Here is a 24,203-nt window from a genome sequence, read left to right as displayed (position 1 = left end):
GTCTCAGTCCCGCGGCTGGTAAAACTCGAGCGGCAAGCCGTCCGGGTCGGCGCAGAAGAAAAAGCGCGCGCCGGTGTATTCGTCCACGCGGACCTCCTCCAGCGCCACGCCCTCGGCCAGCAGGTGTTGACGGCAGGCGGCGAGGTCGGCGCAGGCGAAGGCAAGGTGGCGCAGGCCGCAGGCTTCCGGCCGCGTGGGGCGCGGCGGCGGCGACGGAAAGCTGAACAGCTCCAGCTGGCCGCCGCCCGGCGTGGCCAGGTCCAGCTTCCAGGACTGGCGTTCGGCGCGCCAGTGCTCGGCCAGTATCGGCAGGCCGAGGATGCGGTGGTAGAAGTCGCGCGAGCGGGCGTAGTCGGAGGCGATGATCGCCACATGGTGCAGGCCGGTCAGATGCATGGTCACAGAAAGCCCAGTTTGACCTGAATGAGTTTTTCCACCTGGCGGATCACCCGGCGGCGGGACAGGAAGATGATCAGGTGATCGCCGTTCTCCACCGTCAGATCGTGATGCGCCATCAGCACCTGTTCGCCGCGGATGGCCGCCACGATGTGGCTGCCGTGCGGCATGTCGATCTGCTCGATGCGGCGGCCGGTCAGCCGCGATTGCTGCGCGTCGCCGTGAATCACCACTTCCATCGCCTCGGACGCGCCGCGGCGCAGTGGATGCACCGCCTCCACGTCGCCCTGGCGGATATGGGCCAGGATGGAGCCTATGGTGGACAGGTGCGGCGAAATCACGATGTCGATGCGGTGGCCTTCCAGCAGGTCCACGTAGCTGGTGCGGTTGACCAGCGCCACCACCCGCCGCGCGCCCATGCGCTTGGCCAGCAGCGTGGACATGATGTTGTCCTCGTCGTCGTTGGTCAGCGCGCAGAACACGTCCATCTCGTCCACGTTCTCGGCGTCCAGCAGCTCTTCGTCGGTGGCCTCGCCGCGCAGCACCAGCGCATGCTCCAGCCGCTCCGCCAGCCACTGCGCGCGTTCCGGCCGCGCCTCTATCACCTTGACGCTGAAATCCTTCTCCAGCAGCTTGGCCAGCCGGTAGCCGATATTGCCGCCGCCGGCGATCATGATGCGCCGCATGGGGCGCTCGCTGAAGCGCAGCTCTTTGAGCATGGCCTGCACGTGCTCGCGCGCGGCGACGAAGAAGACCTCGTCGCCTTCCTCCAGCACGGTGTCGCCGTCCGGCACCAGGAGCTTGTCCCGGCGGTGGACGGCGCAGACGCGGCAGTCCGCGTCCGGCATGTGTTCGCGGATATTGCGCAGCGGCATGCCCAGCAGTTGGCCGCCGGAATGGGCGCGCGACACCACCAGCTGCAGCTTACCGTCGGCGAAGTCCAGCACTTGCAGCGCGCCGGGGTAGGCGAACAGCTGGTAGATGTGGTCGGTGACGATCTGTTCCGGGCAGATGGCGGACTCGATGCCGAAATGGGCGAGCGGGTCGCCGTGTTCGGACGCCAGATAGTCGCTGGAGCGGATGCGGGCGATGCGGGTGGGGATGTTGAAACAGGCTTCGGCCATCTTGCAGGCCACCAGATTGGTTTCGTCGTCTCGGGTCAGCGCCAGCACCATGTCGCTGTCCGCCGCGCCGGCCTCGGCCAGCACCTGCGGATGGGCGGCGTTGCCGGCCACGGTGCGGATGTCCAGCCGGTCCTGCAGCTGTTTGAGCCGCTCGGCGTTCTGATCCACCACCGTGATGTCGTTGTTTTCCGAAAGCAGGTTCTCCGCCACATTGGCGCCGACCTGTCCGCCGCCGAGAATCAGAATCTTCACCGCACTGGCCTGGTTGTTGGTTTGTTTATGCAATTTTAACGGTTACTGCGGCCACTTGCTTGGCGATTAAAAAAGCAAATCAGCAGCCTTGCCACAATCAATTAGACGAATTTGCTCTCAGCTATCAGAATGCACCCATCGATTTATTAAACCTGTCAGCCAATCCGAACCAAGGAGTCTCGCCATGTTGCAAAACCGTGAAGGCCAACGCGTACCGAATGTCACTTTCCGTGTTCGTGACAACAACGAGTGGAAAGATGTCAGCACCGCCGAACTGTTCGACGGCAAAACCGTAGCCCTGTTCTCGCTGCCGGGCGCGTTCACCCCCACATGCTCGTCCACCCACCTGCCGCGCTTCAACGAACTGGCGCCGGCCTTCTTCGCCAACGGCGTGGACGCCATCCTGTGCGTGTCGGTCAACGACACCTTCGTGATGAACGAATGGGCCAAGGACCAGGAAGCGCAGAACCTGGTGATGATCCCGGACGGCAACGGCGACTTCACCGCCGGCATGGGCATGCTGGTGGACAAGCAGGACCTGGGCTTCGGCAAGCGCAGCTGGCGCTATTCCATGCTGGTGAAAGACGGCGTGGTGGACAAGATGTTCGTCGAGCCGCAAGAGCCGGGCGATCCGTTCAAAGTGTCCGACGCCGACACCCTGCTGGACTACATCAACCCCAGCGCCAAAAAGCCGGATCAAGTGGTGGTGTTCTCCAAGACGGGCTGCCCGCATTGCGCGCGCGCCAAGGCAGTGTTGAGCGAAAACGGCTACGACTTCGTCGAAGTGCCGCTGGACAACAAGGTGCGCGGCAAGGTGCTGGGCGCCGTGGCCGGCAAGATGACCGCGCCGCAAGTGTTCATCAACGGCGAGCTGATCGGCTCCGCCGACGAAGTGGAAAAGTACTTCTCCAAGTAAGGCCTGACCGTGTTCGTCCCCGGTGGCTCGGGCCCTGATGCCACCGGAGTTGTTGCGGGCCGGATGCTCCGTCCGGCCCTTTTTTTACCGGGATACGAGACGGCATGCTCAGCGTGCCGTGCCGTATCCCGATACCGAAAGGAATGAGATGCACACCTTGAACATCGATGTCGCCGTGATCGGCGCCGGCACCGCCGGCCTCGCAGCCTACCGCGCCGCCAAGGCGCGCGGCGCCAGCGCCGTGGTGATTGAAGGCGGCCCTTACGGCACCACCTGCGCCCGCGTCGGCTGCATGCCGTCCAAGCTGCTGATCGCCGCCGCCGAAGCCGCGCACGCGCTGCGCCACAGCGCGCCCTTCGGCGTGCATGTGGACGGCGAGGTGCGCATCGACGGCCGCGAGGTGATGGACCGGGTCAAGCGCGAGCGCGACCGTTTCGTCGGCTTCGTGCTCAAGGGCGTGGAAGGCATTCCGCCGCAAGACCGGTTGCGCGGTTACGCCCGCTTCATCGACAACACCACCTTGCAAGTGGACGAACACACGCTGGTGCAGGCGCGCCGCGTGGTGATCGCCACCGGTTCTTCGCCGCTGATCCCGCCGCCGTTCCAGGTGTTTGGCGACAAACTGATCATCAACGACGATGTGTTCGACTGGGACACGCTGCCGGAAAGCGTGGCGGTGTTCGGCCCCGGCGTCATCGGCCTGGAACTGGGCCAGGCGCTGTCCCGCCTGGGCGTCAAGGTGCGCGTGTTCGGCCGCGGCGGCGGCGTCGGCCCGCTGTCCGATCCGGCGGTGCGCGACTACGCCAGCCAGGCCTTGGGCCGAGAGTTCTACCTGGATCCGGACGCCAAGGTGCTGGAAATGGGCCTGGCCGACGGCAAGCCGCAAATCCGCTACTTGAATCTGGACGGCGAGGAAGTCTGCGAGCGTTTCGATTACGTGCTGGCCGCCACCGGCCGCGCGCCGAATGTGCGCGGCCTGGCGCTGGAAAACGCCGGCCTGGAACTGGATGCGGGCGGGGTGCCCAAGTTCGATCCGCGGACGTTGCAGTGCGGGAACTCGCCGGTTTTCATCGCCGGCGACGCCAACAACATCCTGCCGCTGCTGCATGAGGCCGCCGACGAAGGCAAGACCGCCGGCGACAACGCCGCGCTGTATCCGGCGGTGGGGCCGGGCCTGCGCCGCTCCAGCATCGCCGTGGTGTTTTCCGACCCGCAGATGATGATGGTGGGCAGCCGCTACGCCGATTTGCCGGCGGGCGAGTTCGCGGTAGGCGAAGTCAGCTTCGAGGACCAGGGCCGCAGCCGGGTGATGGGCGTCAATCAAGGCCTGCTGCATGTTTACGCCGATCGTATCAGCGGCCGCTTCCTGGGCGCTGAAATGATAGGCCCGCGAGCCGAGAACCTGGCCCACTTGCTGGCCTGGAGTCATCAGCAAGGCCTGACGATCGCCCAGATGCTGGAGATGCCGTTCTACCACCCGGTGATAGAAGAGGGCTTGCGCACCGCGCTGCGCGACGCCGCCGCCAAGCTGGCGCAAGACTGAAGCCGCGCCTAACCGTAACCGGCCGACCCCCGCCCGCTGATGACCATGGTCATCGCGGGCGTTTTTCATGTCCGAAAGGCAAGGAGCCTCCTCTCCTTTTTATCCAGCCGCGGCATAGGTGCGGACGGTTGGTTCACGAAAAAATTCTTCTCCGCATTTGGCCAGGCCTGATTCCATTGTGCTTTATGGATTTCCGTTTTCAAAAGCGCGGGACTATCTGCTTGCGTTGCGCGACGATAGAAAATTCTCCATGAATTTCAAATGCTTTTCTCCGATGGGTGCGCCGCCGCATGCCTTGTCCTTGTTGTTGGCATAAATAATATGGTTGAGGTGACGTGAGTTTGGATCAGGAGATATTTAATTGTCTTAGGATAAATCCTATGGCACAGCTTATGGTTCGGAATGCAATATGGCCGCGCTCAGTGTCAATGGAGGGCATGGTCGTCGCTATAGTTGCTTTTGCGGTGAGTTGTGTTCTAGGACGTATGATTTCGCTGGAGATGATTTTTTCTTAAAGGGGAACTTATGAAGAAAAGAAGTCTGATTTTGCTGCTAGGTAGTGCTTTCATCGGAGTGCCATCTTTGGCGGCGGCCAATAGCGTCGACTTGTTGATTGCCGGCAGATTGATTCCCATGGCGTGTACTCCGACGTTGAGTGGTGGGGCCGTAATTGATTATGGGGATATTCCAGTTGCAAGCCTTCATCCTAAAGAGGCATACACTTTGGAGGACCGTAATGTAAACCTGATCATAGCTTGTCAGGAAGATACCGCATTAGGCATTCGGATCACTGACGCACGTGCTGATACCAAGCCTTTGTTGAATAGAGAAATTCCCAGGCCGAGCCAACATTCCGACTCGAATCTGGCGGTTGCAAGAACAGACAGGCAGACAATGGGTCTTGGCCTGGATGCCGTTTCAGGCAAGCTGGGTGTTTGGTGGATGCATGTTGATAGGGAAAATTTGAAGGCAAGCAATAGCGAGTCTGAAATAGTGAGCGAGGCCAAGTTGTTGTACTCCACCAATAATGGCAAGAGCTGGAGCAGGACGACAACCTCCCCGCTTGACCCGCATTATGGTGGGGCCGATTCAACGACCTTTGCCATCAAGAGCATTGCGGCGACCAGTCCTGCCGTGGCGGTTTTGCATGAGTTTCCTTTGGTCGTTGGAGGCGCGATCAATGCCCGGGGCAGCTTGACTGTGAAGGACGACACCAGACTGAATGGCAAAGGGGTGTTTACAATTTACTACCAATGAAACGAGGATGGAGTTGGATGTGAGTGACAGGGAGATGTTGTGGAGTGGCCGGCGACTATTGAGTTCGCCGGTTTTTATTTTGCAAATAATTAAAATATTCATCAATTAATGATTGAGCAGCTTGAAGGGAGTGGTTTTGAGAAATTTTAGGGTAAATATCTGTATGGCTTAGGATAAATCCTATTGTGTGGGTCAGTGCGAACGATGCAATATTGATCTGCCCACTAATGGAAGTAAACGTTGCCAGCGCTTAGATTTTCTGTTGGAGGCAAAGGCTTTCAAAGGGGGGCTTGGGTTGTGAGTTCTAATTTATTTGGAGAGTTATCCGTGAATAAGCAAAAAATGATTTTGGTGTTGGCAGCTGTTTTTGCTGGAACAGCGCAATGGGCGGCAGCAAACAGCGCAGACTTGCTGATTACCGGGAGGTTGATTCCACCGGCATGTACGCCGACATTGAGCGGCGGCGCGGTAATTGATTATGGAGACATCCCGGTATCCAATCTAAGCGCCAGTGCCGCGCATACGCTGGAAGACCGTGATGTCAGTTTGACGGTGACTTGTGAGGAAGATACCGCGCTGGGAATTCGCATCACCGATGCCCGCGCGGAGAGCAAGCCTTTGCTGGGCAGTGAAATTCCACAGCCGGTCAAGCATTCTCAATCCAACCTTGCCGTGGCCACTGCAAACACCCAGACCATGGGCTTGGGGAATGATGCGGCTGCGGGCAAGCTCGGCGTATGGTGGATGACGGTTGATAGGGCCAATCTGAGAGCGACCAATAGTTTGTCCGAAGAGGTCAGCGAGCCCCGCCTGTTGTACTCCGATAATAGTGGTATTAGTTGGGGAGAAACCACCACGTCTCCTCTGAACCCGCATTTCGCCGGGGCCGGGGTAGGGGCTTTCGCCATCAAGGGCAAGGGCGTGAATACTCCCGCTGTGGCAACCGTACATACTTTCCCGATGGTTGTGGGCGCCGCATTGAATACCAAGGGGCGTTTGAACGTGAAGGACGACACTACGCTGGATGGAGTAGGTACTTTCACTATTTACTATCAGTAAGTTAATTAATCGACTTAGGGGGCGGTCGCCCGCCCCCAACGTTGATCAACATGGGCGGGCCGGCGCGCAGCGTGCCGGCTTTCTAATGCAGGCATGCTGGATCCCGCCTGTCGTCACGGCATGGCTGGATTGCGATTGGTTTTTGACGAGAGAGAGTTCCAGATGAAGAAGGCCTTGAATATGTTGGCCGCCGAGAACGTCGGCAGGGCGCTGGGTGCCCTGCTATTAGCCTTGCTGCCCTTGATGGCTTGGTCCGCCGGCGTGGTGCCGGAAACCTCCTTGGTGGTGGTGGAAGAGGGCGACGGAGAGGGTGTGATCAACGTCAAGAATACCGACGCCCATGCCAGCCTGATGTATGTCCGCCTGGAAAACCTGCCGGAAGACCCGGAGGGCCTGCTGCTTGCTTCTCCGCCCATTTCCAGGGTGGAGGGTGGAGAAAAGCAATTGGTCCGCTTTTTATTGAAATCGTCGCGTCCGCTGCAGACTGAGCGGCTGATGCGAGCTTCTTTCGAGGGAATTCCCGCGGTAACCGCCGAGAAAGGGCATCGCATCCAGATGACCTTCAATCAGAATTTGCCGGTGCTGATCCGTCCCAAGGGCCTGCCGCGTGAAAGAGAACCATGGACCAAGTTGCAATGGGGCCTGGCGGAGAACGGCATGGTGGAAGTGAAGAACGACAGCCCTTATGTAGTGCGGCTGTCCACGCACAAGGTGGAGTTGCAGCCAGGCAAGCAAGCGTTGGAGCTACCCAAGGCCTATATCCTGCCCGGCGAGCGTCTGCAACTGGCGTCGGCAGGTCAGACGCTGCCGTTGGATGCCACTCACGTCAAGTTATGGCCGGCAACCAGTTACGGCTATGCGGTGGACTCATTCACTGCGTCCTTGAACTGAACGATGAAGTCTGGTCATGAACATTAGCCAAGCGATTGTCGCAGCGATGCGTGTTGTCATGCTGGCCTGGCTGCCGTGCGCGCCGGCCCTGGCGGCGAGCGCGCCGTTCGAGTTGACGGCCGAAGTGGTGCCGCCCAGCTGCACGCCCAGTTTTTCCAACAACGGCGTGGTCGACTACGGCGTCATCGCCTGGTCCACGCTGAATCAGGGCGCGACGCTACTGAGCGAGCGTGAGCTCAGCTTGCGGGTGCAGTGCGATCAGCCGGCTCTGGTGGGTTTGAGCATACGGGACAACCGACGCGACAGCCGAGCGGACATCGCCGTCATGGGGGCGGTCCGGGCGTCGGCGTCCTTGCTGCCGACGGAGGCGGAACAGACTCTGGGTCTGGGCCGGGATGGCCGCAAGCAAGCGCTGGGTTATTGGTGGTTGACTCCGGTTGAAGCCCGAGCAGACGAGCGCACGGCGGCGCTGATGCGCAGCGACGTCAGGCAAGAAGGGTGGCTGCAAGCCGACGCCGCGCCGTTGGACCTGCGCTACGGCTACGCCTTGGGAACGCACAAGGCGTTGCAGCCTGCCAGCACCCATGTGCTCACTCTGCGGGTCGGCGCCGCGCTCAGGGGGCGGCAAGCGCTCAGCGCGCGCGAGCTCGTTCAGCTGGATGGCCACGCGACGGTCACGGTCTTCTATCCCTGATTTCCCTATTCATCCAAATTCTTTGGTCCTGCTAGATGAAGTGTTCAATTGAATGGTTGCTCCGGCCCATTCCGCTATTGCTGTGGCTGGTCGGGCTGGTTCCGGTGTTTTCCGTTGAAGCGGCGGCGCGAGGCGTGCCCGAAGACGGCACGATGTTCGACTTGGGCGTATTGAAGGCAAGCGGCATCGATCCCGGCGTGGCGGAGTACTTCAGCCAGGGCGCGCGCTTTGTGCCAGGTAGGAATCGGGTGTCCTTATCCGTCAATGGCGCCGGCCGCGGCAGCACCGAGCTGACGATAGACGGGAATGGTCGCCTGTGCGTCGACGACGGGTTCTGGGCCGCCGCCGGTTTGTTGCCCACGGCTGACCGGCAGCCGGCGGAGGCAGGCTGCCGCGAGCTGACGGACTTTTATCCGCAGGCGGTGGTCAAGCTGCGGCCGGAACTGGCGCGGGTGGACATCCTGGCGCCCAGCAGCGCCTTGCGGCGCGAGCAGGCACAGCTGGACGGCTACGACAGCGGCGGCGGCGCCGGTCTGTTCAACTATGAGTTGCTGGCCATGCGCAGCAGCAGCGGCGGGCGAAGCCTGCAGTATCTGCAGGGCTTCACGGAGCTGGGATTCAATTGGAACGACTGGATGGTGCGCAGCCGGCAAAGCTTTGCGCGCAACGAGGCGAGCAATCGTTTCCAGTACCTGTACAGCTATGCGCAGAAGACCCTGCTGGACAGCAAGTCCATCCTGCAATTGGGCGAGCTGTCGCTGAACAACCCGCTGTTCGCCGGCGTGAACTTCTCCGGCGCGCAGTGGCTGCCGCAAGGAGCGCTGTTGCCGCGAGGCAACTTGCCGCTGGTCAAGGGCATCGCCCAGAGCGAAGCCCGGGTGGAAGTGCGGCAATCCGGCGCGTTGGTGTACAGCACGATGGTGCCGCCCGGCGCTTTTGAATTGAACGATGTGCCCATCCTCTCGGCGGGTTTCGATCTACATGTCACCGTTACTGAAAGCGATGGCAGTCAGCACGCTTTCACCGTGCCGGCGGCGGCGTTTTTCGCTAGTCCGGCCGGCGACGATGAGGGTTTCAATATCGCGGCGGGCAGGGTGCGCCAGTTTGGAGGCCAGGATGGCGACACGCCGTGGCTGTTTTCCGGCAGCCGCAGCTGGCGGCTGGCCCGGGAGTTGGATCTCAGCCTGGGCGGCCTGTGGTCCGAGCGCTTTCATTCCGCCGGCGGGGCCTTGTCCTATCTGCTGAGTCCTCAGGTCTTGGCCGGCGCGCGAGCGGTGACCTCCCGCGACAATGCGGCGAACCGGAGCGGCATGCAATACAGCGCGTCCTTGAGCGCGGCCTGGGGCGAGCGCTTATCCGGCGCTTTGAGTGTGAGCCGGCAGAGCGCCCACTTCCGCACGCTGTCGGACTCCGCGGCTCGGCAGCAGGAGACGCCGACGGCGTTGACGCAGTACGGCCTGTCTCTGTCTTATCGCCATGACGCGCTGGGCGCGTTCAGCCTGGGCGTCACTCGCTCCCGCAACGGCGCGGATGCCACTCAGCGGTTGAATGGCGGCTGGAGCCGGCGTCTGGGCGGCGCCAATGTGACCTTGAACATGGGCCGCGATTTGGGGCAGAGCGCGGGCGCGCATCGCAATCAGTTTTACTTGAACGTGGATCTGCCGCTGGAGCGCGCCAGCCTGAGCGCTTATCTGCAACGCTATGGTCAGAGCGAAACCCTGGGGACCAGTTACCGCGAAATCGTCAGCGACAACCTGAATTACAGCGTGGCGGCGGAGCGGGACGCCAACAGGAACAGCACTGGCTTCAACGGCAACTTGCACTGGATTCCGCGTTACGCCCAGCTGGGCCTGGGCTTGAGCCAGCGCAGCGGCGCGCAGTCTTACAACGCCAGCCTGCGCGGTGGCGCGCTGTGGCATGAACGCGGATTGACTTTCTCGCCCTATCCGCTGCGCGACAGCATAGGGGTGGTGTCGGTGGGGGGCTTGTCCGGGGTGAAGTTCAGCACGCCCAGCGGCCCGGTGTGGAGCGATGGCGAGGGCCACGCGGTATTGGCAAGCCTGAACGCTTATGCCGATACCCGGGTGGAACTGCAGACGCCTAGCCTGCCGCGCAACGCGGATGTGGCGAACGGCTTGAAGGTAGTGCGCGCCGGGCATGGTTCGGTCAGCCAGGTGGCGTTCTCGGTGCTTAAAACCCAGCGCCTGTTGATCCAGATTGTGGGCGAGGGCGGCACGTCATTGGCGGCGGGTTTGAGCGTGGTTGACGCGGAAGGGCGTTTTGTCACGATAACAGGGAGCGGCGGCGAGGTGTTTCTGGATCAGGCGATGGCGCAGAACGGACTGTATGTCGAGCATCTGCCGGGGCAACGCTGCCGGCTGAGCTATGTGTTGCCGGACGAGGAGGCGTCCGCCTTGTACCAAACCGTCAAGGCAAGCTGCGTGCAGGAGCCGCCAAGCGCGCAGCTCAAAGCGGAGGCGTCGGAACGCCGCGACGAAGACAGAGGAGCGGAGGGATGAGAATGAGCAAGTGGAGTTTGCTTGTGCTGGCGGCCTTGAGCGCCGGCGTCGCGGCCGAGGAGCGGCGGTGCGCGTTGACCGTGAGCTCGCCCCATCTGGACTATGGCGTGGTGCCGCTGGCCGCCTTGCGCGAACATGTCGGTCGAGGCGTGTTGGGGGCCGGCCTGGAGGCGCGGGTGTTGAGCTTGCAAGCCGTCTGCGATCAGCCCCAGGCGCTGGCCTTGCGTTTCAACGGCCCGGCGGCGGATGCGGCCTCGTTCCGCTTCGGTCCCCAGGGCTCGGTGCGTCTGGTGTTGCGCTCGGCGACGCTGGATGGGCGCGCCGCCTACTTCCGGCTAGAGGGGGAAGCGGGTGGCGAACGTCTGCGCTCGGCCCCGCTGCGTCCCGGCCAGCGGGTGTATGTGTACCCCGATGGCGGCAAAACGGGCCGAGCATTGCAACTGGAGCTGGAAGTGCGGCCGGCGCTGCCGGCCGGCGCGGTGCCCTCCCGGGAGCGGGAGCGCTGGCGGATGGACGGGGTGTTCGAGCTGGAGGCTGTCGACGCTTAGAGCGGCTAACAAACCCCTGATGCTGCGTTGCGCCGCCTTGTCGTACTCAAGTACTGCCTGCGTCGGCGCGCCTTGCCTCAGGCGTGAAACTGACAATGTTAGCCGCTCTTAGAACGTGTTTACGATCTCGCGAGCTAAGGCGAGACAAGGCGAAAACGGCTGAGAAAGCGGAATGTACACACGGTACATGAGCATTTCGAAGGCGTACTCATCGTGTAACGCTCCACGCAGCGCAGCAGATCGTAAACAGGTTCTTAGCCGCGCAACGCCCGCAGCCAGTCCAGCCGTTGCCGCCAGATCACCGGCGCGGCGCTGAGTAGATGCAGTGTGGCCAGAATATTGAGCGCGGCGGTGGCCAGCAGCAGGATGGCGATGCTGTCGTAAAACTTCAGAGCCAGCGCGCTGCCGATGGCGGCGGCCACCATGTAGAAGCCGTTGGCGATATTGTTGGCGGCCACGGCCTGGGAGCGGAAATCGTCCGGGCTGGCGGTTTGCAGCCAGGTGTACAGCGGCACGGTGAAGAAGCCGCCGAAGAAGCCCAGCAACGCCACATCGACCATATTGCGCCAGCTGCCGGCGCGGGCCAGGAAATCGGCCAGGCCGATCAACTCGCCACGGTAGTGCGGCAGCGCCGACAGCGCCAGGTCGCCGCCAAACAGCGTCATGCCCACGCTACCCACCAGCACCATGCCCAATTGCAGCTTGCCTTGCGACAACTTGGCGCAAACCACAGAACCCAGGCCGATGCCTATGGAGAACAGCGCCAGCAGCAGGGTGTAGACGCCGGCGTCCCCGCCCAGGTGCAGGCGGGTGAAAGTGGGCAGCTGGGTGGTGTAGACCGCGCCCATCAGCCAGAACCAGGAAATGCCGAGGATGGCGCAGCGCACGTCGCGGATGCGCCAGGCGTCGCGCATCAGCACTACCGAGTCCTTGAGGAAATTGAAGGACAGCTTCAACTCCGGCGCGCCGGGCCGGGCCGGCGGCATCGCGCGGCTGGCGCCGTAGCCGAACAGGGCGGTGGCCAGCAAGGTGGCGGTGATCAGCAGCGGGCCGCCGGTGGTCAGCATGCTGCCGCCGATCTGGCCGACCAGGATGGCGAGAAAGGTGCCCATTTCGATCAGGCCGTTGCCGCCCACCAGCTCATGCTCTTTCAGGTATTGCGGCAGCACCGAGTATTTGAGCGGGCCGAAAAAGGCGGAGTGGGCGCCCATCAGAAACAGCGCGGAGAGCAGCAGGCCGGCGGAGTGCAGGAAGAAGCCGGCGCCGGCCAGCAGCATGATGGCGATCTCGGCCAGCTTGATCCAGCGGGCGATGACGGCCTTGTCGTAACGCTCGGACAATTTGCCGGCAGTGGCGGAAAACAGGAAGAAGGGCAGGATGAACACGCCGGCGGCCAGATTGACCAGTTGCTCCGGCGGCAGCCCGGCCAGGCTGAGGCCATGGAAGCTGATCAGCACCACGATGGCGGTCTTCAGCAGGTTGTCGTTGAACGCTCCCAGGAACTGGGTGCCGAACAGCGGGAAGAAGCGCCGGGTGGCGAAGAAGGAGAAGCCTGCTTTCACGTGGATGCCGATCTGGTGTCATGTGCCGGAAACGCATGCTAGCGGATTCGCGCCGGGCTGTCAGCCGAGCGGCGGCGGGTTTTCCGTATAATGCGAGGCATGATGCTACGCCTGTGTTGTTGTCTGCTGTTTTGCCAGGCCGCCTGGGCCGGCGGGCTGTCGTCGCGGCTGGACGCCGCCCTGGCCGGAGCGCGGCCGGCGCAGTCTTTGGCGCTGGCGCGGATCCAGTCGCTGGACGAGGGCCTGATCGCGCCGGAGTCGCTGCAGCCGGCCTGGTCTCGCTACGGCCTGCGCGCCTTGCGGCAGCTGGCGGCGCACGAGCGCGGCTGCGAGGGGGACTTGTCCGCCGTGCCGCCGCTGTGGCGGGATTTCGAAGGCCGGCGCTGCATGGACGGGCGCTTGCCGACGGATTGGCTGCGCCTGCATCCGGTCCATCCGCTGGGTGGCAGCAGCGCCGCGCATTGGCGGCAGGGCCGGCCGCGGGCGGAGGCGGCGGACTGGCTGCACGTGCGCGAGCGCGCCGACGACCTGGGGTTGTTGGGCGCTTTGTCCGACGACAATCTGGACGCCTTGCTGGCCGGCGCGCGCTGGCTGTGGCAGGACGGCGCCTTGTGGCGGCTGCGCGACGGCCATTGGCGGCTTTACCCGGCCGCCGCCTGGCGGGAGCGGGCGGAAGCGGCCGGGGTGAGTGTGTCGGCGGCCGGGACGAGTGCTTGCGCGGAGCGTATGGACGGGCTGTGTTTGAACCCTATGCCGGCGCCGGCCTGGCCGTGGCGGGCGGTGCTGGCGGGCCTGGCCGGGCTGGCGTTGGCCGGCGGCGGCTGGCTGGCCTGGCAGCGGCGGCGTCTGGAGCGGGAGCGGCGCTTCGCCTTGCAGATGCTGACCCATGAGTTGCGCACTCCCATCGCCGGCCTGGCCGGCGTGGTGGAGGGGCTGCGCCGCGACTTCGACCGCCTGCCGGATTCCGCTCAAGATCATTTTGGCCATTTGGCCGGCGGCGTCAGCCGCCTGCGCCAGTTGGCCGAAGCCAGCCGCCATTACTTGTCCGCCGACCGGCTGGACGAGGGGCGGCAAGCGGTGCGGCTGGCGGAGTGGCTGGACGCGGTCGCGGAGCGGCACCAGGCCGCTTTTTGCCTGAACGAGGACGCGACGCTGCTGTTGCCGGCCTATTGGCTGGGTCTGTGCCTGGACAATCTGCTGGCCAACGCGCGCCGGCACGGCCGGCCGCCGTGGCGGGTGCTGGCGGACTGGGACGGCCGCAGACTGACGCTGACGGTGTGCGACGGCGGCCGTTTGTCGGATTACCGGCTGCGCCGACTGAGGCGGCGCGGCAGCGGCGGCGAAGGCATGGGCTTGGGCCTGGCCATTGTCCTGCGGGTGCTGGCGAGGTTGGGCGGGCGGCTGCGCCTGTCCGGCCCGCCCACGAGTTTTAGCTTGCAACTGCCCGTCAAGCGGGCGCCGCGACAGGATCATCTTGCATGAACACCTTGCTGCTGATTGAAGACGACGAGACGCTGGGCGAGGGCCTGAGCCGCTTTCTAGAGGACGCGGGCTATCGCTGCCTGTGGCTGCGGCGGGCGGAAGAGGCGGCAGCGCAGTGGCTGCGCGCCGACCTGGTCATCCTGGACCGCACCTTGCCGGACGGCGACAGTCTGCGGCATCTGCCCGGCTGGCTGGCGCTCAAAGCCTTGCCGGTCATCGTGCTGACGGCTCGGGTGGAGGTGGGCGACCGGGTGGCCGGCTTGGAGGCGGGCGCGCGCGATTACTTGAGCAAACCCTTCGCCCACGCCGAGTTGCTGGCGCGGGTTCGCGCTCAGCTGCGGCCCCTGGGCGACGGCAGCCTGAGTCTGGGGGCCCTGAGCCTGCAGCCGGCCAGGCAGTCGGCGAACTGGCAGGGACGGGAGGTGGCCTTGACGCGCACCGAGTTCGAATTGCTGGCCTTGCTGGCGCGCATGGCCGGGCGGGTGATGAGCCGCGACGAACTGCTGAACCAGGTCTGGGGCTATCAGCACTTCCCGTCCACGCGCACCGTGGACACCCATATCCTGCAACTGCGGCAGAAGCTGCCCGGCCTCGCCATCGAAACCGTGCGCGGCGTCGGCTACCGCCTGGAGCAGGCCTGATGCGGCGCGCTTTGTGCCTGTGCCTGGCGCTGGCCGCGCCGGCCGTCGCCGACCCCTTGGCGGCCTTGAACCGAGCCTTGCTGGGGGCGGACGACGCGGCCGCTTGGCGCGCGCTGTCCGAGAGCTGGCCGGCCTTGCGCAGCCAGGCGCAGCGGCAGGCCTGGACGCAGGCGCTGGCGGCGCTGAGCGCCGAGCATTGCGGCAAGGACGCGCCGTTGACGCTGCCGGCCTGGTTGCCGCGGCTGACGCTGGAACTGGCGCAGCGCGACATGCCGCTGGCGCGCGCCTACCGGGTGGTGTTGAGCGGCCGCGGCGCGCTGGAGGACGCCAGGCTATTGGACGCGCAGGGGCATGACCTGTTGCGCGGCGGCTTGCTGGAGCGGGAAGACGGCCAGGGTTTCCGCCTGGAAAGCGAGGACCTGAGCCGCCCGCTGGCGGCGGGCGCTTATCGCTTGCAGCTCAGCGCCGCCGGCCGGCAATGGCAGGCGGAGCTGGCCTTGCCGGAAGTGGCCAATCTGGACTGGCTGTCGCGCAGCCCGCTGGCGGTGTCGCGCTTGCCGCCGCCGCGCGCGGCCTGCGCGCAGCCTTGGCTGGAGCAGTCGCTGCTGCGGCGCAGCGACTATGGTTTTGTCTGGTGGCGGCGGCGCGAGTTGGGCGAGGCGCTGCGCTGGCCACCCAGCCGGGGCGAGTTGTGGCAAAGCGTGGCCCTGGTGCGCGCCGAGGCGCGCGGCCAATTGGTGCTGAGGCTGGCGCACCGTCAGGTCGGCCCGCGCTGAAATCCTGACATTGGCCTGACAATCGCGCCGGCCTTTGCCTTTCTAATCTCTCCATCTTGATTCCAATATGGAGAGCGTTCGCGATGCCGATTACCCCTCGTTTCCTTGTTCTGGCGCTGGCGGCGATGAGCTTGCCTCTGAGCGCCTGGGCGCAAATCCGCCTGGAAAACGCGCAATGGCGGGTGGCGCTGGACCCGGCCACCCTGGCGGTGACCGCGACGCCGGCCGGGCAGCCGCCGCTGGCGGTGTCTAGCGGAGGTCCGGCGCGGGCGGTGGCGGATCTGCGCGCGGACGAGGCCGGCGCCGCCTGGTCCTGGGAGCAGGGCCGTTATCGTTTGAGCGCGCGCCTGGACGGGCCGGACCTGAGCTTGACGGTTCAAGCCAAGGCCGGCGCCGCGGAGACGGTGCCGTTGCTGCGGCAACCGGCGGCGGCGATGGGGCGCGGCTTGCTGCTGCCCTTGGCCGAGGGCAGTTATGCGCCGGCCGGCGATCCGCTGTGGCTGGATTTCCTGCCGCGCTTCGCCGGCGACGGGCTGAACACCTCGGAAAACCTCAGTCTGCCGCTGTGGGGCATGGACTACGGCGCGAACAGTCTGCATTGGCTGCTGCTCAATCCCTTCAACAACCGCTTGCGGATCAGCCGGGACGGCGCCGGCCTGAGCCTGGCGCTGAGCCATGATTTCAACGCCGTGAATCAGCGGGAGCCGATGACGCTGCTGCTGCATCTGGCGGACGGCGATCCCTTGGCCGGGGCCAAGCGTTATCGGCAATGGCTGATCGAGGCGGGGCGTTTCGAGAGCTTGGCCGACAAGATGCGCGCGCAGCCTGAAACCGCCAAGCTGGTGGGCGCCAGCCATGTCTATCTGTGGGGCAACGATTTGCTGGGCGCGGCCGATGTGAGCGACTGGGAACGCTGGCTGAGCCTGTTGCGCGGCGACAGCGCACTGGCGCGGCGGCTGAGAGAGCGCTTCGACGCCGAAGCCGCCGCGGCGCTGCGGACGGCCTCGGCCCGGCCCGACGCCTACCAGCGCCGGGTGTTGTTGGCGGCCTTCAATCAGGCGGCCACGGCGGAGGCGCGCGCCGGCTGGCTGAGCGCCGCGCCGGCGTGGAACAAGCTGGCCGAGCCTTACCGCCGCCTGCGGCGCGAGGTGAGGGAGGTGTTCGGCGCGGCCTTGGGCCCGGCGGACGACTGGGGCGGCGGCTTGTCGCTGCGCACGCTCCGGGCTTTGCGCGAGGCCGGCCTGGAGCGGCTGTGGCTGGGCATGGACAATTGGGAAGGGGGCTTGTGGCAGCCGCAAGCGATGGCGGAGGGCGTGAGCGCCGGCTACTTGATGGCGTCTTACGACTCCTATCAAACCGCCTTGCAGCCGGGGCGGCGCGAAGATTGGCTGACGGCGCAGCTGGGCGCCGCCGCGTACCGGGACTGCGGCATCACCCTGGCCGGCGGCCGGCGCAAGAGCGGCTTCCAGCAGTCCGGCTATTACACCAATCCGGAGTGCGTGCGGCCGGTGTTGCGCCAGCGCAGCCAGGCGCTGCATCGGGCCTTGGGCTTCAACAGCTGGTTCCTGGACGCCTACGCCACCGGCATGGTGTTCGACGATTACACTCCGGGGCGGCGCATGAGCCAGGCCGGGATGGCGGCCGGCAACGAGCGCAGCATGGCCTGGGTGCGGGATCGCTTCGGCGTGCCGGTGGGTTCGGAGAACGGCAACGCCGCCACCTCCCTCGGCATCGCCTTCGCGCACGGCATGCAGGTGCCGGTGCTGGGCTGGGGCGATGTCGATCTGCAGAAAAACCCCAAGTCGCCGTATTTCCTGGGTCGCTGGTTTCCGGCGAATCAGCCCGAGGTGTTTTTCCGTTCAGTGCCCTTGAAACAGCCTTACCTGAGCATCTACTACCAGCCGCAATACCGGCTACCGCTCTATCAGGCGGTGTTCCACGACTCCATCGTCACCACCAATCACTGGCTGTACGACAACCTGAAGTTCAGCAACGCCTACGCCGACAATCTGCTGGCGCAGTGGCTGTACAACACGCCGCCGCTCTGGCACCTGAGCGCGGACAGCCTGGCGCGGCGTTTGCCGCTGATGCGTTGCGCCGACCAAGTGTTCCGACCGCTGCATCGGCAACTGGCGACCCAGGCGATGACCGGCTTCTCCTGGCTGACGCCGGATCGCTTGTCGCAGCAGACCCGCTTCGCCGACGGCAGCCGGCTGACGGTGAATTTCAGCGCCGAGCCGCGCCGGCTGGAAGGACGCGAACTGGCCGGCCGGGCGATGCGGGTGCAACTGGCCGGACAGTCGGAACGCATGGTTTCTTTAAAGGACTGCGAACCGAGTCCGGCCTCATGAGTCGGCGTTCGATAGGCATGAGTTAAATGCATTGATTTAATCGTCTTTCTGATTTTTACACATGTCATAAAAATATCGTGCCGCGCAGCGCATTGGCAAAAAGGCAACGCGCCGTTGCGCTCGCCGGCGCGGCGGACCATGCCCTGGTATAGGTGGCGAGCCTTTGCCGGCGGCCTTTCCGGCCGATGGCGGCGGGGCGGTTGCAGCTCTGGGAACCGGCAGGGACGGAAAAGCCGAGTGTGACGAATCATGATGCCGATTGACCGTCTGTAATAAATGCTCCAAGCATCGTGTCAGGCCATATGACAAATAGTCTGTGGCTGGATGATCTGCGAAAAGCGTGTCTAGAGAAGCGCGCTAAGCAGGTTAGACACATGACTGGAGAAATCATGAGAACTAGCAAGAAGAAGTTGGTGCTGGCCCTGGCCCTGGCAGGCCTGGGCGGCCAAGCCGGCAGCGCCTGGGCGGCGGAATCCAGCAGCGGCACCCTGGACCGGGTGGAGATCACCGGCTCCAACATCAAACGCAGCATCAAGCAGGAAAAGGCGCTGCCGGTCACGGTGGTGCGCACCGAGGAAATGAGCAAACAGGGCTTCACCACGGTGGAGCAAGTGGTGAATTCGCTGGCTAGCAACCAGTCCAGCATGGTGGGCGCCTCGTCGGTGCAGACGGTGTCGGGCGGCGCGTCCTACGCCAGCCTGCGCGGCCTGGGCTCGCAGTACACCTTGGTGTTGCTGGACGGCCGTCGCGTCGCCAGCCAGGCGATTGGCGGCTACGCCACGGATTTGAACGCCATTCCCTTGTCGGCGATTGAGCGCATCGAAGTGCTGCGCGACGGCGCCTCCGCCATTTACGGCACCGACGCCATTGGCGGCGTGATCAACTTCATCACCAAGAAAAGCTATCAGGGCGTGACGGTGGTGGGCGAACTGGTGTCCACCGACCACAAGGGCGGCAACACCGGCAGCGCCAGCATCACCGCCGGCATCGGCGATTTGAACAAGGACGGCTACAACGTTTACGGTTCCTTGAGCTATCAGAAGCTGGACGCCATCACCACGCTGAACCGTTCCTTCGCCAACAAATACCTGACTGCGGACAATCTGAACGGCCGGGTTTTCCCGTCCAACTTCACTTACAAGGGCAGCGCCTACAACCCGGCGGCGCCGAACTGCAAACCGCCGTACGCCAAGCCGATAGACGCCAACTCCTGTGGCGAAAACGCTACCCTCTACATGGACCTGACGCCGGAGGTGGAACAGCTGACCGCCTTCGTCAAGGGCACCAAGCAGATTGGGGACCATACCCTGTCGCTGCAATACATGGGCGCGCACAACGTCAGCACCACACGTATCTCGCCGGTGCCGTTGGCCAAGATCGCCACGCTGAAGGCCGGCGACAAGTACTATCCGACCCATTTGCCGGACGGTACTCCCACCGACGGCAGCGACGTGGTGATCAACTCACGGGCAGTGCCGCTGGGACCGCGCGTGACCGAGAGCCTGTCCACCACGCAGCGGCTGGCTTTCAATGCCGAAGGCTTGCTGGCGGGCTGGGATTACCGCGGCGGGGTGGCCTACTCCGAGAACAAGACCATCATCAACTACAAGTCAGGCTATGTGCACGGCGACAAGATCGCCGCCGCCTTCCAGGACGGCACCATCAACCCCTTCGGCGACTCGGCGCCAGGCGCTTGGCAGAGCACCGAACTGACGGGAGACGGCTGGGTCGCCAAATACCAGACGGTGATGGCGGATTTCAAGGTCAGCAAGGAAGTGCTGCAGTTGCCGGCCGGTATGCTGGCGACGGCTTTCGGCGTGGAAACCCGGCGCGAGAAGCTGGACAGCCAGATCCAGGACATTGCCCAGTACGCGCTGGGTTCCGGCATCGCCGATTCCAAATCCACCAGCGGCAGCCGCGGGGTGACCGCGGCCTATGTCGAAGCGGATATCCCCATCTTCAAGAACTTCGACGCCCAGTTGGCGGCTCGTTACGACCGCTACACTGACTTCGGCAGCTCCTTCAATCCGAAGATCGCCGTCAAGTACCAGCCTATCCCGCAGGTCCTGTTCCGTTCCTCGGCCAGCAAGGGCTTCCGCGCGCCGACGTTGTACGATGTGTTCACGCCCAATAGCAAGACCTACACCGCCGACAAGTTCGATGACCCCTTGCGCTGCCCGGGCGGCACGCCGGCTAACGGCGGCAACAAAGTGGACGATTGCAAAACCCAGTTCGAGGCGCTGCAGGGCGGCAACAACAACTTGTCGCCGGAAAAGGCCAGCTCGCTGACCTTCGGCATCGTGATCGAGCCGATCAAGGAAATCACCGCCAGCGCTGACTTCTGGTGGACCACGGTGAAGGACACCATAGGCGCGTTGGACCCGGGCGTGATTTTCGCTGATCCGGGCAAGTACGCCGACAAGTTCGTGCGCAATCCCGACGGCTCGCTCAACCATGTGATCACTACTACCCAGAACCTGGGCACCTTGAGCGCGGCCGGCGTGGACATCAGTCTGGCCTTCCGTCTGCCCAAGAATTCTTGGGGAAATTTCAGCGTCAATCTGGACGGCACCTACACCTCCAAGTACGAGCAACAGCTAGAGCCCAAGGGGCCTTATCTAAGTTCGTTGGGCGGTTGGTACAAGAATATTCTGCAGCCGACCTTGCGCTGGAAGCACAGCCTGGCGTTCAACTGGGCGCAAGGGCCGTGGAGCGGGGTGCTGGTGCAGAACTATTCGTCCGGCTACACCGACCTGAATCCCAAGAAAGAGGGTCATAATGTGCGCCCGTACTCCAACTGGAACTTGTCCGGCAGCTATGTCTGGGACAAGAAGCTGACCATTACCGCCGGCATCCGCAACCTGTTTGATCAGGAGCCGCCATACAGCAATCAGACCAAGACCTTCCAGTACGGTTTTGATCCGGTGGTGGCGGATCCGGTGGGGCGCGCTTACTTCCTGAAAGCCAGCTACAAGCTTTAAGCCTCGGCAAGTTGGATTGACCAAGCCCCGTCGCGCCGTTTGGCGCGGCGGGGTTTTATGTTTTTGGAATGATTTTTCTTGTATGGAAATGGCTAAGTTGGAATGGACGACATTGGCGATCCATGATTTTTTGCATGTCTGCCATTAAAAAAACGAATGCATAAGTTTTTGGAAAATTAGTCTAATCTGAAATTCTTGTACAAATTTGTCGTGAAAATGCAAAAAAGCAACAATGGCAAGTTGTGTTCGCTATAAAAAATGACATGGAATTAGCTGGGGATTGTAAAAGCTGCTGGCAAAAATCAGGGGCATAGTCTATTGATTTTCAAGCGCTAACATGATTTTTACGCATTTCTCCGTCAAACGGCACATTGGCGCGGGCCGCCGGACAGCGCGGATCGTCCCTCAACAAATATTGACGGAAGGCAACAATCCTTAACACACTCGAAACACGGTCATGACGTTCGATTGTCGACGACCTGCAGTATCCAGCAAACGTTCGCCAGAAGCGTTGCTGGTTTCCGTGTGCAGTTAAGGAGAAATCAAGTTGAGAAGTCAAAAGAAGCAGCTAGTGCTTGCCCTGGCCATGGCCGGCATGGCGAGCCATGCGCCGTTCGCATTCGCCGCTGAGGCGAACTCCGGTCAGCTGGATCGGGTAGAGGTCACCGGTTCCAACATCAAGCGCAGCATCAAGCAGGAAAAAGCGCTGCCCGTCACCATTCTCAAAACCGAAGACCTGGCCAAGCAAGGTCTGACCACGGTGGAGCAGGTGGTCAACAGCATCGCCGCCAACCAGTCGTCGCAAGGTGCGGCAGCTGCAGTGGGCGCCTCTACGGGCGGTGCCGCGTTTGCAAGCTTGCGTGGTCTGGGCAATCAATACACCCTGGTATTGCTGGACGGTCGTCGCATGGCCAATCAGGCGATTGACGGTACTTCCGCCGACCTGAACGCCATCCCTCTTTCCGTGATTGATCGTGTGGAAGTGTTGCTGGACGGCGCCTCCGCTATTTACGGCACCGACGCCATCGGCGGCGTGATGAACTTCATCACCAAGAAGAGCTTGAAGGGCTTCAGCATTGGAGGCAGTGTTTCCAATCCGCAGCACGGCGGCGGCGATGATAAAAACATCAATGTTTCCTATGGCTACGGGGATTTGGGTAACGACGGTTTCAATATTTACGGCGCCATCGATTACCAGAAAAAAGACCCAGTGATGGCATCTCAGCGCGGCTTTGCTTCGCTGATCAATAAAGATACCGGTTCCAGTCCCAATGCCTGGCCTGGCAATTATGTTGATGGGGTTACCGGGGACTTAATGACTCCATCCGCACCGAATTGCCGGCCGCCGTTCTCCACGTTCAATGGCGAAAACTGCCAGGAATATTACTCGCTGTACCCCAGCATTATTCCGGAGGTAGAGCAGATTTCCGGTGTGATCAAGGCCACTAAACGCATCGGCGACAATCACGAGCTGTCGCTGCAATACACCCGCACCGAAACCACCACTACCTCCCAAAACGCGCCGTTGCCGACTGGGGGAGACATCACCCGCGCCAACGCTGTGGACCCGAGCAAGCGCGACCAGTTGTACGTGCGTACCGTCCCGCTAGGTAATCGCGTGACTGAAGCCAATTCGGTCACGCAGCGCCTGATGTTGAATATGGAAGGCCTGATCGCCGGTTGGGATTATCGCGCCGGCATCGGCCGTTCGGAAAACCTGGTCAAGGAAAATCTGAACTCCGGCTACGTTAGCAAGAGCAAGATGCAGTCCGCGGTCGACAGCGGGGCTTTGGATCCGTTTGACTTGTCCGGCAATAATCTGGCGGCCTGGCGTTCGGTGGGCATAACCGGCCAGACCAAGGAAGCCAAGTCCACCATAGACATGGCCGACATCAAGGCTAGCCGCGAAGTGCTGCAACTACCGGCCGGGATGATGGCCATCGCCTTTGGCGCGGAGGTACGCCGCGAGTCCTTGAGCACGATCTACAACAAAGCGGTAACCCGCGATGCGCTGAGCACTGGTCAGAACAAGACCGAAGACGCCGCTGGCAGCCGCAACTCCTATTCGTTGTACGGTGAGGCGGATATTCCAGTTCTGAAGAACCTGGACGCACAGTTGGCCGCGCGTTACGACCACTACAGCGACTCCGGCAGCTCTTTCAATCCGAAGGTGGCGGTGAAGTACCAGCCGCTGCCGCAGCTGATGTTCCGCTCCTCCGCCAGTACCGGTTTCCGTGCGCCGTCTCTGTACAATATGCACAAGCCTAACCAGTTGCAGCTGACAGGCCGTGCCTATGTGGATTACGGTGCTTGCCCTAATGGCAAAACCCCGGTGCCTGGCGCGAACGCCTTGGCGTGCCAGAGTATTCAGCGGGATATCCGTTACGGCGGCAACAAGAACCTGGAGCCGGAAAAGTCGTCCTCCTTGTCCTTTGGCATCGTGATCGAGCCGGTGAAGAGCTTTACCGCCAGTGCCGACTTCTGGTGGACCATGATCAAGAATCAGATCAATGTGATCCCGGAAGATACTATCTTCGCTAATCCGTCCAAATATTCGGATCGCTTCATTCGCGATAGCAACGGCAATCTGTCTTATCTAGTCGATGACTATTCCAACCTGGGCAATCTCAGCGCTGCAGGGGTGGATATCAAGATGAACTGGCTGTTGCCCAGGACCGCGATTGGCACTTTCAATGCGTCCCTGGATGGCACCTATCTGTCCAAGTACTCCTACCAGAAAGAGAAAGAGGGCCCGTACTTCAGCAACCTTGGATCTTACATCGATGCGAACGGTCCGGCTTTCCGCTGGCAGCACACTTTGTCGATGAACTGGTCGCTGGGCGCGTGGAGCGGGGTGCTGGCGCAGAACTATCGTTCCGGCTACACCGACAGCAACTCGAAGAAAGGTCAGAACAATACTGTGCGGCCTTACTCCACCTGGAATCTGTCCGGTTCCTACGCCTGGAACAAGCAGCTGACGGTGACCGCCGGCATCAAGAACCTGTTCGATCAAGAGCCGCCGTACTCCAACCAGAGCGATACCACGCCGCGTAGCTACGATCCGCGCTTTACCGATCCGATGGGCCGTTCCTTCTTCCTCAAGGCTAATTACAAGCTCTAAGGCGGCGGGACACTGGACGGGGCGGATCGGATCCGCCCTGTTCTCGGGCTCGGCGGCGCGCCGCCGCCGAGCGAATCAGAAGACAGTGGA

At 62.8% G+C, this 24,203-nt stretch carries 17 protein-coding genes; 14 read left to right on the top strand and 3 right to left on the bottom strand.

Annotation, left to right across the window (positions count from 1 at the left end):
- Window positions 1-3 precede the first annotated feature (3 nt).
- Both gloA2 and trkA read right to left on the bottom strand, forming a co-directional pair.
- Window positions 4-396 (bottom strand): SMU1112c/YaeR family gloxylase I-like metalloprotein, encoded by a 393-nt coding sequence (gene gloA2, locus JW897_RS23490; protein WP_156188017.1) that lies wholly within the window; start codon window positions 394-396, stop codon window positions 4-6.
- Between the two features lie 2 nt (window positions 397-398).
- Window positions 399-1,772 (bottom strand): Trk system potassium transporter TrkA, encoded by a 1,374-nt coding sequence (gene trkA / locus JW897_RS23485; protein WP_048416042.1) that lies wholly within the window; start codon window positions 1,770-1,772, stop codon window positions 399-401.
- Between the two features lie 184 nt (window positions 1,773-1,956).
- Here trkA and JW897_RS23480 point away from each other — a divergent pair, with 184 nt between their 5' ends.
- From JW897_RS23480 to JW897_RS23445, 8 genes are all read left to right on the top strand, one after another.
- On the top strand, window positions 1,957-2,688 hold the full coding sequence (locus JW897_RS23480) for a glutathione peroxidase (RefSeq protein ID WP_205467849.1): 732 nt from the start codon (window positions 1,957-1,959) through the stop codon (window positions 2,686-2,688).
- A 148-nt stretch (window positions 2,689-2,836) separates the two neighbouring features.
- Entirely contained in the window at window positions 2,837-4,231 is a 1,395-nt protein-coding gene (locus JW897_RS23475; RefSeq protein ID WP_205467848.1) for a dihydrolipoyl dehydrogenase, read from the top strand.
- 525 nt (window positions 4,232-4,756) lie between these two features.
- Window positions 4,757-5,488: a DUF1120 domain-containing protein gene (locus tag JW897_RS23470; protein WP_205467847.1), complete on the top strand. Its 732-nt coding sequence runs from the start codon at window positions 4,757-4,759 to the stop codon at window positions 5,486-5,488.
- 327 nt (window positions 5,489-5,815) lie between these two features.
- Entirely contained in the window at window positions 5,816-6,547 is a 732-nt protein-coding gene (locus JW897_RS23465; RefSeq protein ID WP_156188015.1) for a DUF1120 domain-containing protein, read from the top strand.
- Window positions 6,548-6,709: 162 nt separating this feature from the next.
- Window positions 6,710-7,438, top strand: coding sequence for a fimbria/pilus chaperone family protein (locus tag JW897_RS23460; protein WP_205467846.1), 729 nt, complete (start codon window positions 6,710-6,712; stop codon window positions 7,436-7,438).
- A 16-nt stretch (window positions 7,439-7,454) separates the two neighbouring features.
- Window positions 7,455-8,132 (top strand): DUF1120 domain-containing protein, encoded by a 678-nt coding sequence (locus tag JW897_RS23455; RefSeq protein WP_205467845.1) that lies wholly within the window; start codon window positions 7,455-7,457, stop codon window positions 8,130-8,132.
- A gap of 35 nt (window positions 8,133-8,167) precedes the next feature.
- Window positions 8,168-10,651 carry a fimbria/pilus outer membrane usher protein gene (locus JW897_RS23450; RefSeq protein ID WP_205467844.1) on the top strand — a complete coding sequence of 828 codons (2,484 nt, stop codon included), beginning with the start codon at window positions 8,168-8,170 and terminating at the stop codon, window positions 10,649-10,651.
- Between the two features lie 2 nt (window positions 10,652-10,653).
- Entirely contained in the window at window positions 10,654-11,199 is a 546-nt protein-coding gene (locus JW897_RS23445; RefSeq protein WP_205467843.1) for a DUF1120 domain-containing protein, read from the top strand.
- 254 nt (window positions 11,200-11,453) lie between these two features.
- Here the strand turns inward: JW897_RS23445 and JW897_RS23440 are convergent, their stop codons facing one another.
- Complete coding sequence (locus tag JW897_RS23440; RefSeq protein ID WP_048416027.1) at window positions 11,454-12,761, bottom strand: MFS transporter; 1,308 nt, start codon at window positions 12,759-12,761, stop codon at window positions 11,454-11,456.
- A gap of 99 nt (window positions 12,762-12,860) precedes the next feature.
- Here JW897_RS23440 and JW897_RS23435 point away from each other — a divergent pair, with 99 nt between their 5' ends.
- From JW897_RS23435 to JW897_RS23410, 6 genes are all read left to right on the top strand, one after another.
- A complete protein-coding gene (locus tag JW897_RS23435; RefSeq protein ID WP_205467842.1) occupies window positions 12,861-14,243 on the top strand; it encodes an ATP-binding protein in 1,383 nt (460 codons plus the stop codon).
- Window positions 14,240-14,884 carry a response regulator transcription factor gene (locus JW897_RS23430; protein ID WP_240352354.1) on the top strand — a complete coding sequence of 215 codons (645 nt, stop codon included), beginning with the start codon at window positions 14,240-14,242 and terminating at the stop codon, window positions 14,882-14,884. Before JW897_RS23435 ends, JW897_RS23430 begins: the two co-directional genes overlap by 4 nt.
- Window positions 14,884-15,660, top strand: coding sequence for a DUF2861 family protein (locus tag JW897_RS23425; RefSeq protein WP_205467841.1), 777 nt, complete (start codon window positions 14,884-14,886; stop codon window positions 15,658-15,660). The genes JW897_RS23430 and JW897_RS23425 overlap by 1 nt, the downstream gene beginning before the upstream one ends.
- Window positions 15,661-15,743: 83 nt before the next feature.
- Window positions 15,744-18,011 carry a glycoside hydrolase gene (locus JW897_RS24575; protein ID WP_205467840.1) on the top strand — a complete coding sequence of 756 codons (2,268 nt, stop codon included), beginning with the start codon at window positions 15,744-15,746 and terminating at the stop codon, window positions 18,009-18,011.
- 389 nt (window positions 18,012-18,400) lie between these two features.
- Window positions 18,401-20,992, top strand: coding sequence for a TonB-dependent receptor (locus tag JW897_RS23415; RefSeq protein WP_240352353.1), 2,592 nt, complete (start codon window positions 18,401-18,403; stop codon window positions 20,990-20,992).
- 571 nt (window positions 20,993-21,563) lie between these two features.
- The gene (locus JW897_RS23410; protein WP_259045910.1) at window positions 21,564-24,113 is read left to right on the top strand and encodes a TonB-dependent receptor; all 2,550 of its coding nucleotides are present in this window, start codon (window positions 21,564-21,566) and stop codon (window positions 24,111-24,113) included.
- Window positions 24,114-24,203: the final 90 nt, after the last annotated feature.

Source organism: Chromobacterium alkanivorans (assembly GCF_016937655.1).
Lineage (GTDB): Bacteria > Pseudomonadota > Gammaproteobacteria > Burkholderiales > Chromobacteriaceae > Chromobacterium > Chromobacterium alkanivorans.
This window is presented reverse-complemented; position numbering and strand designations above follow the sequence as displayed.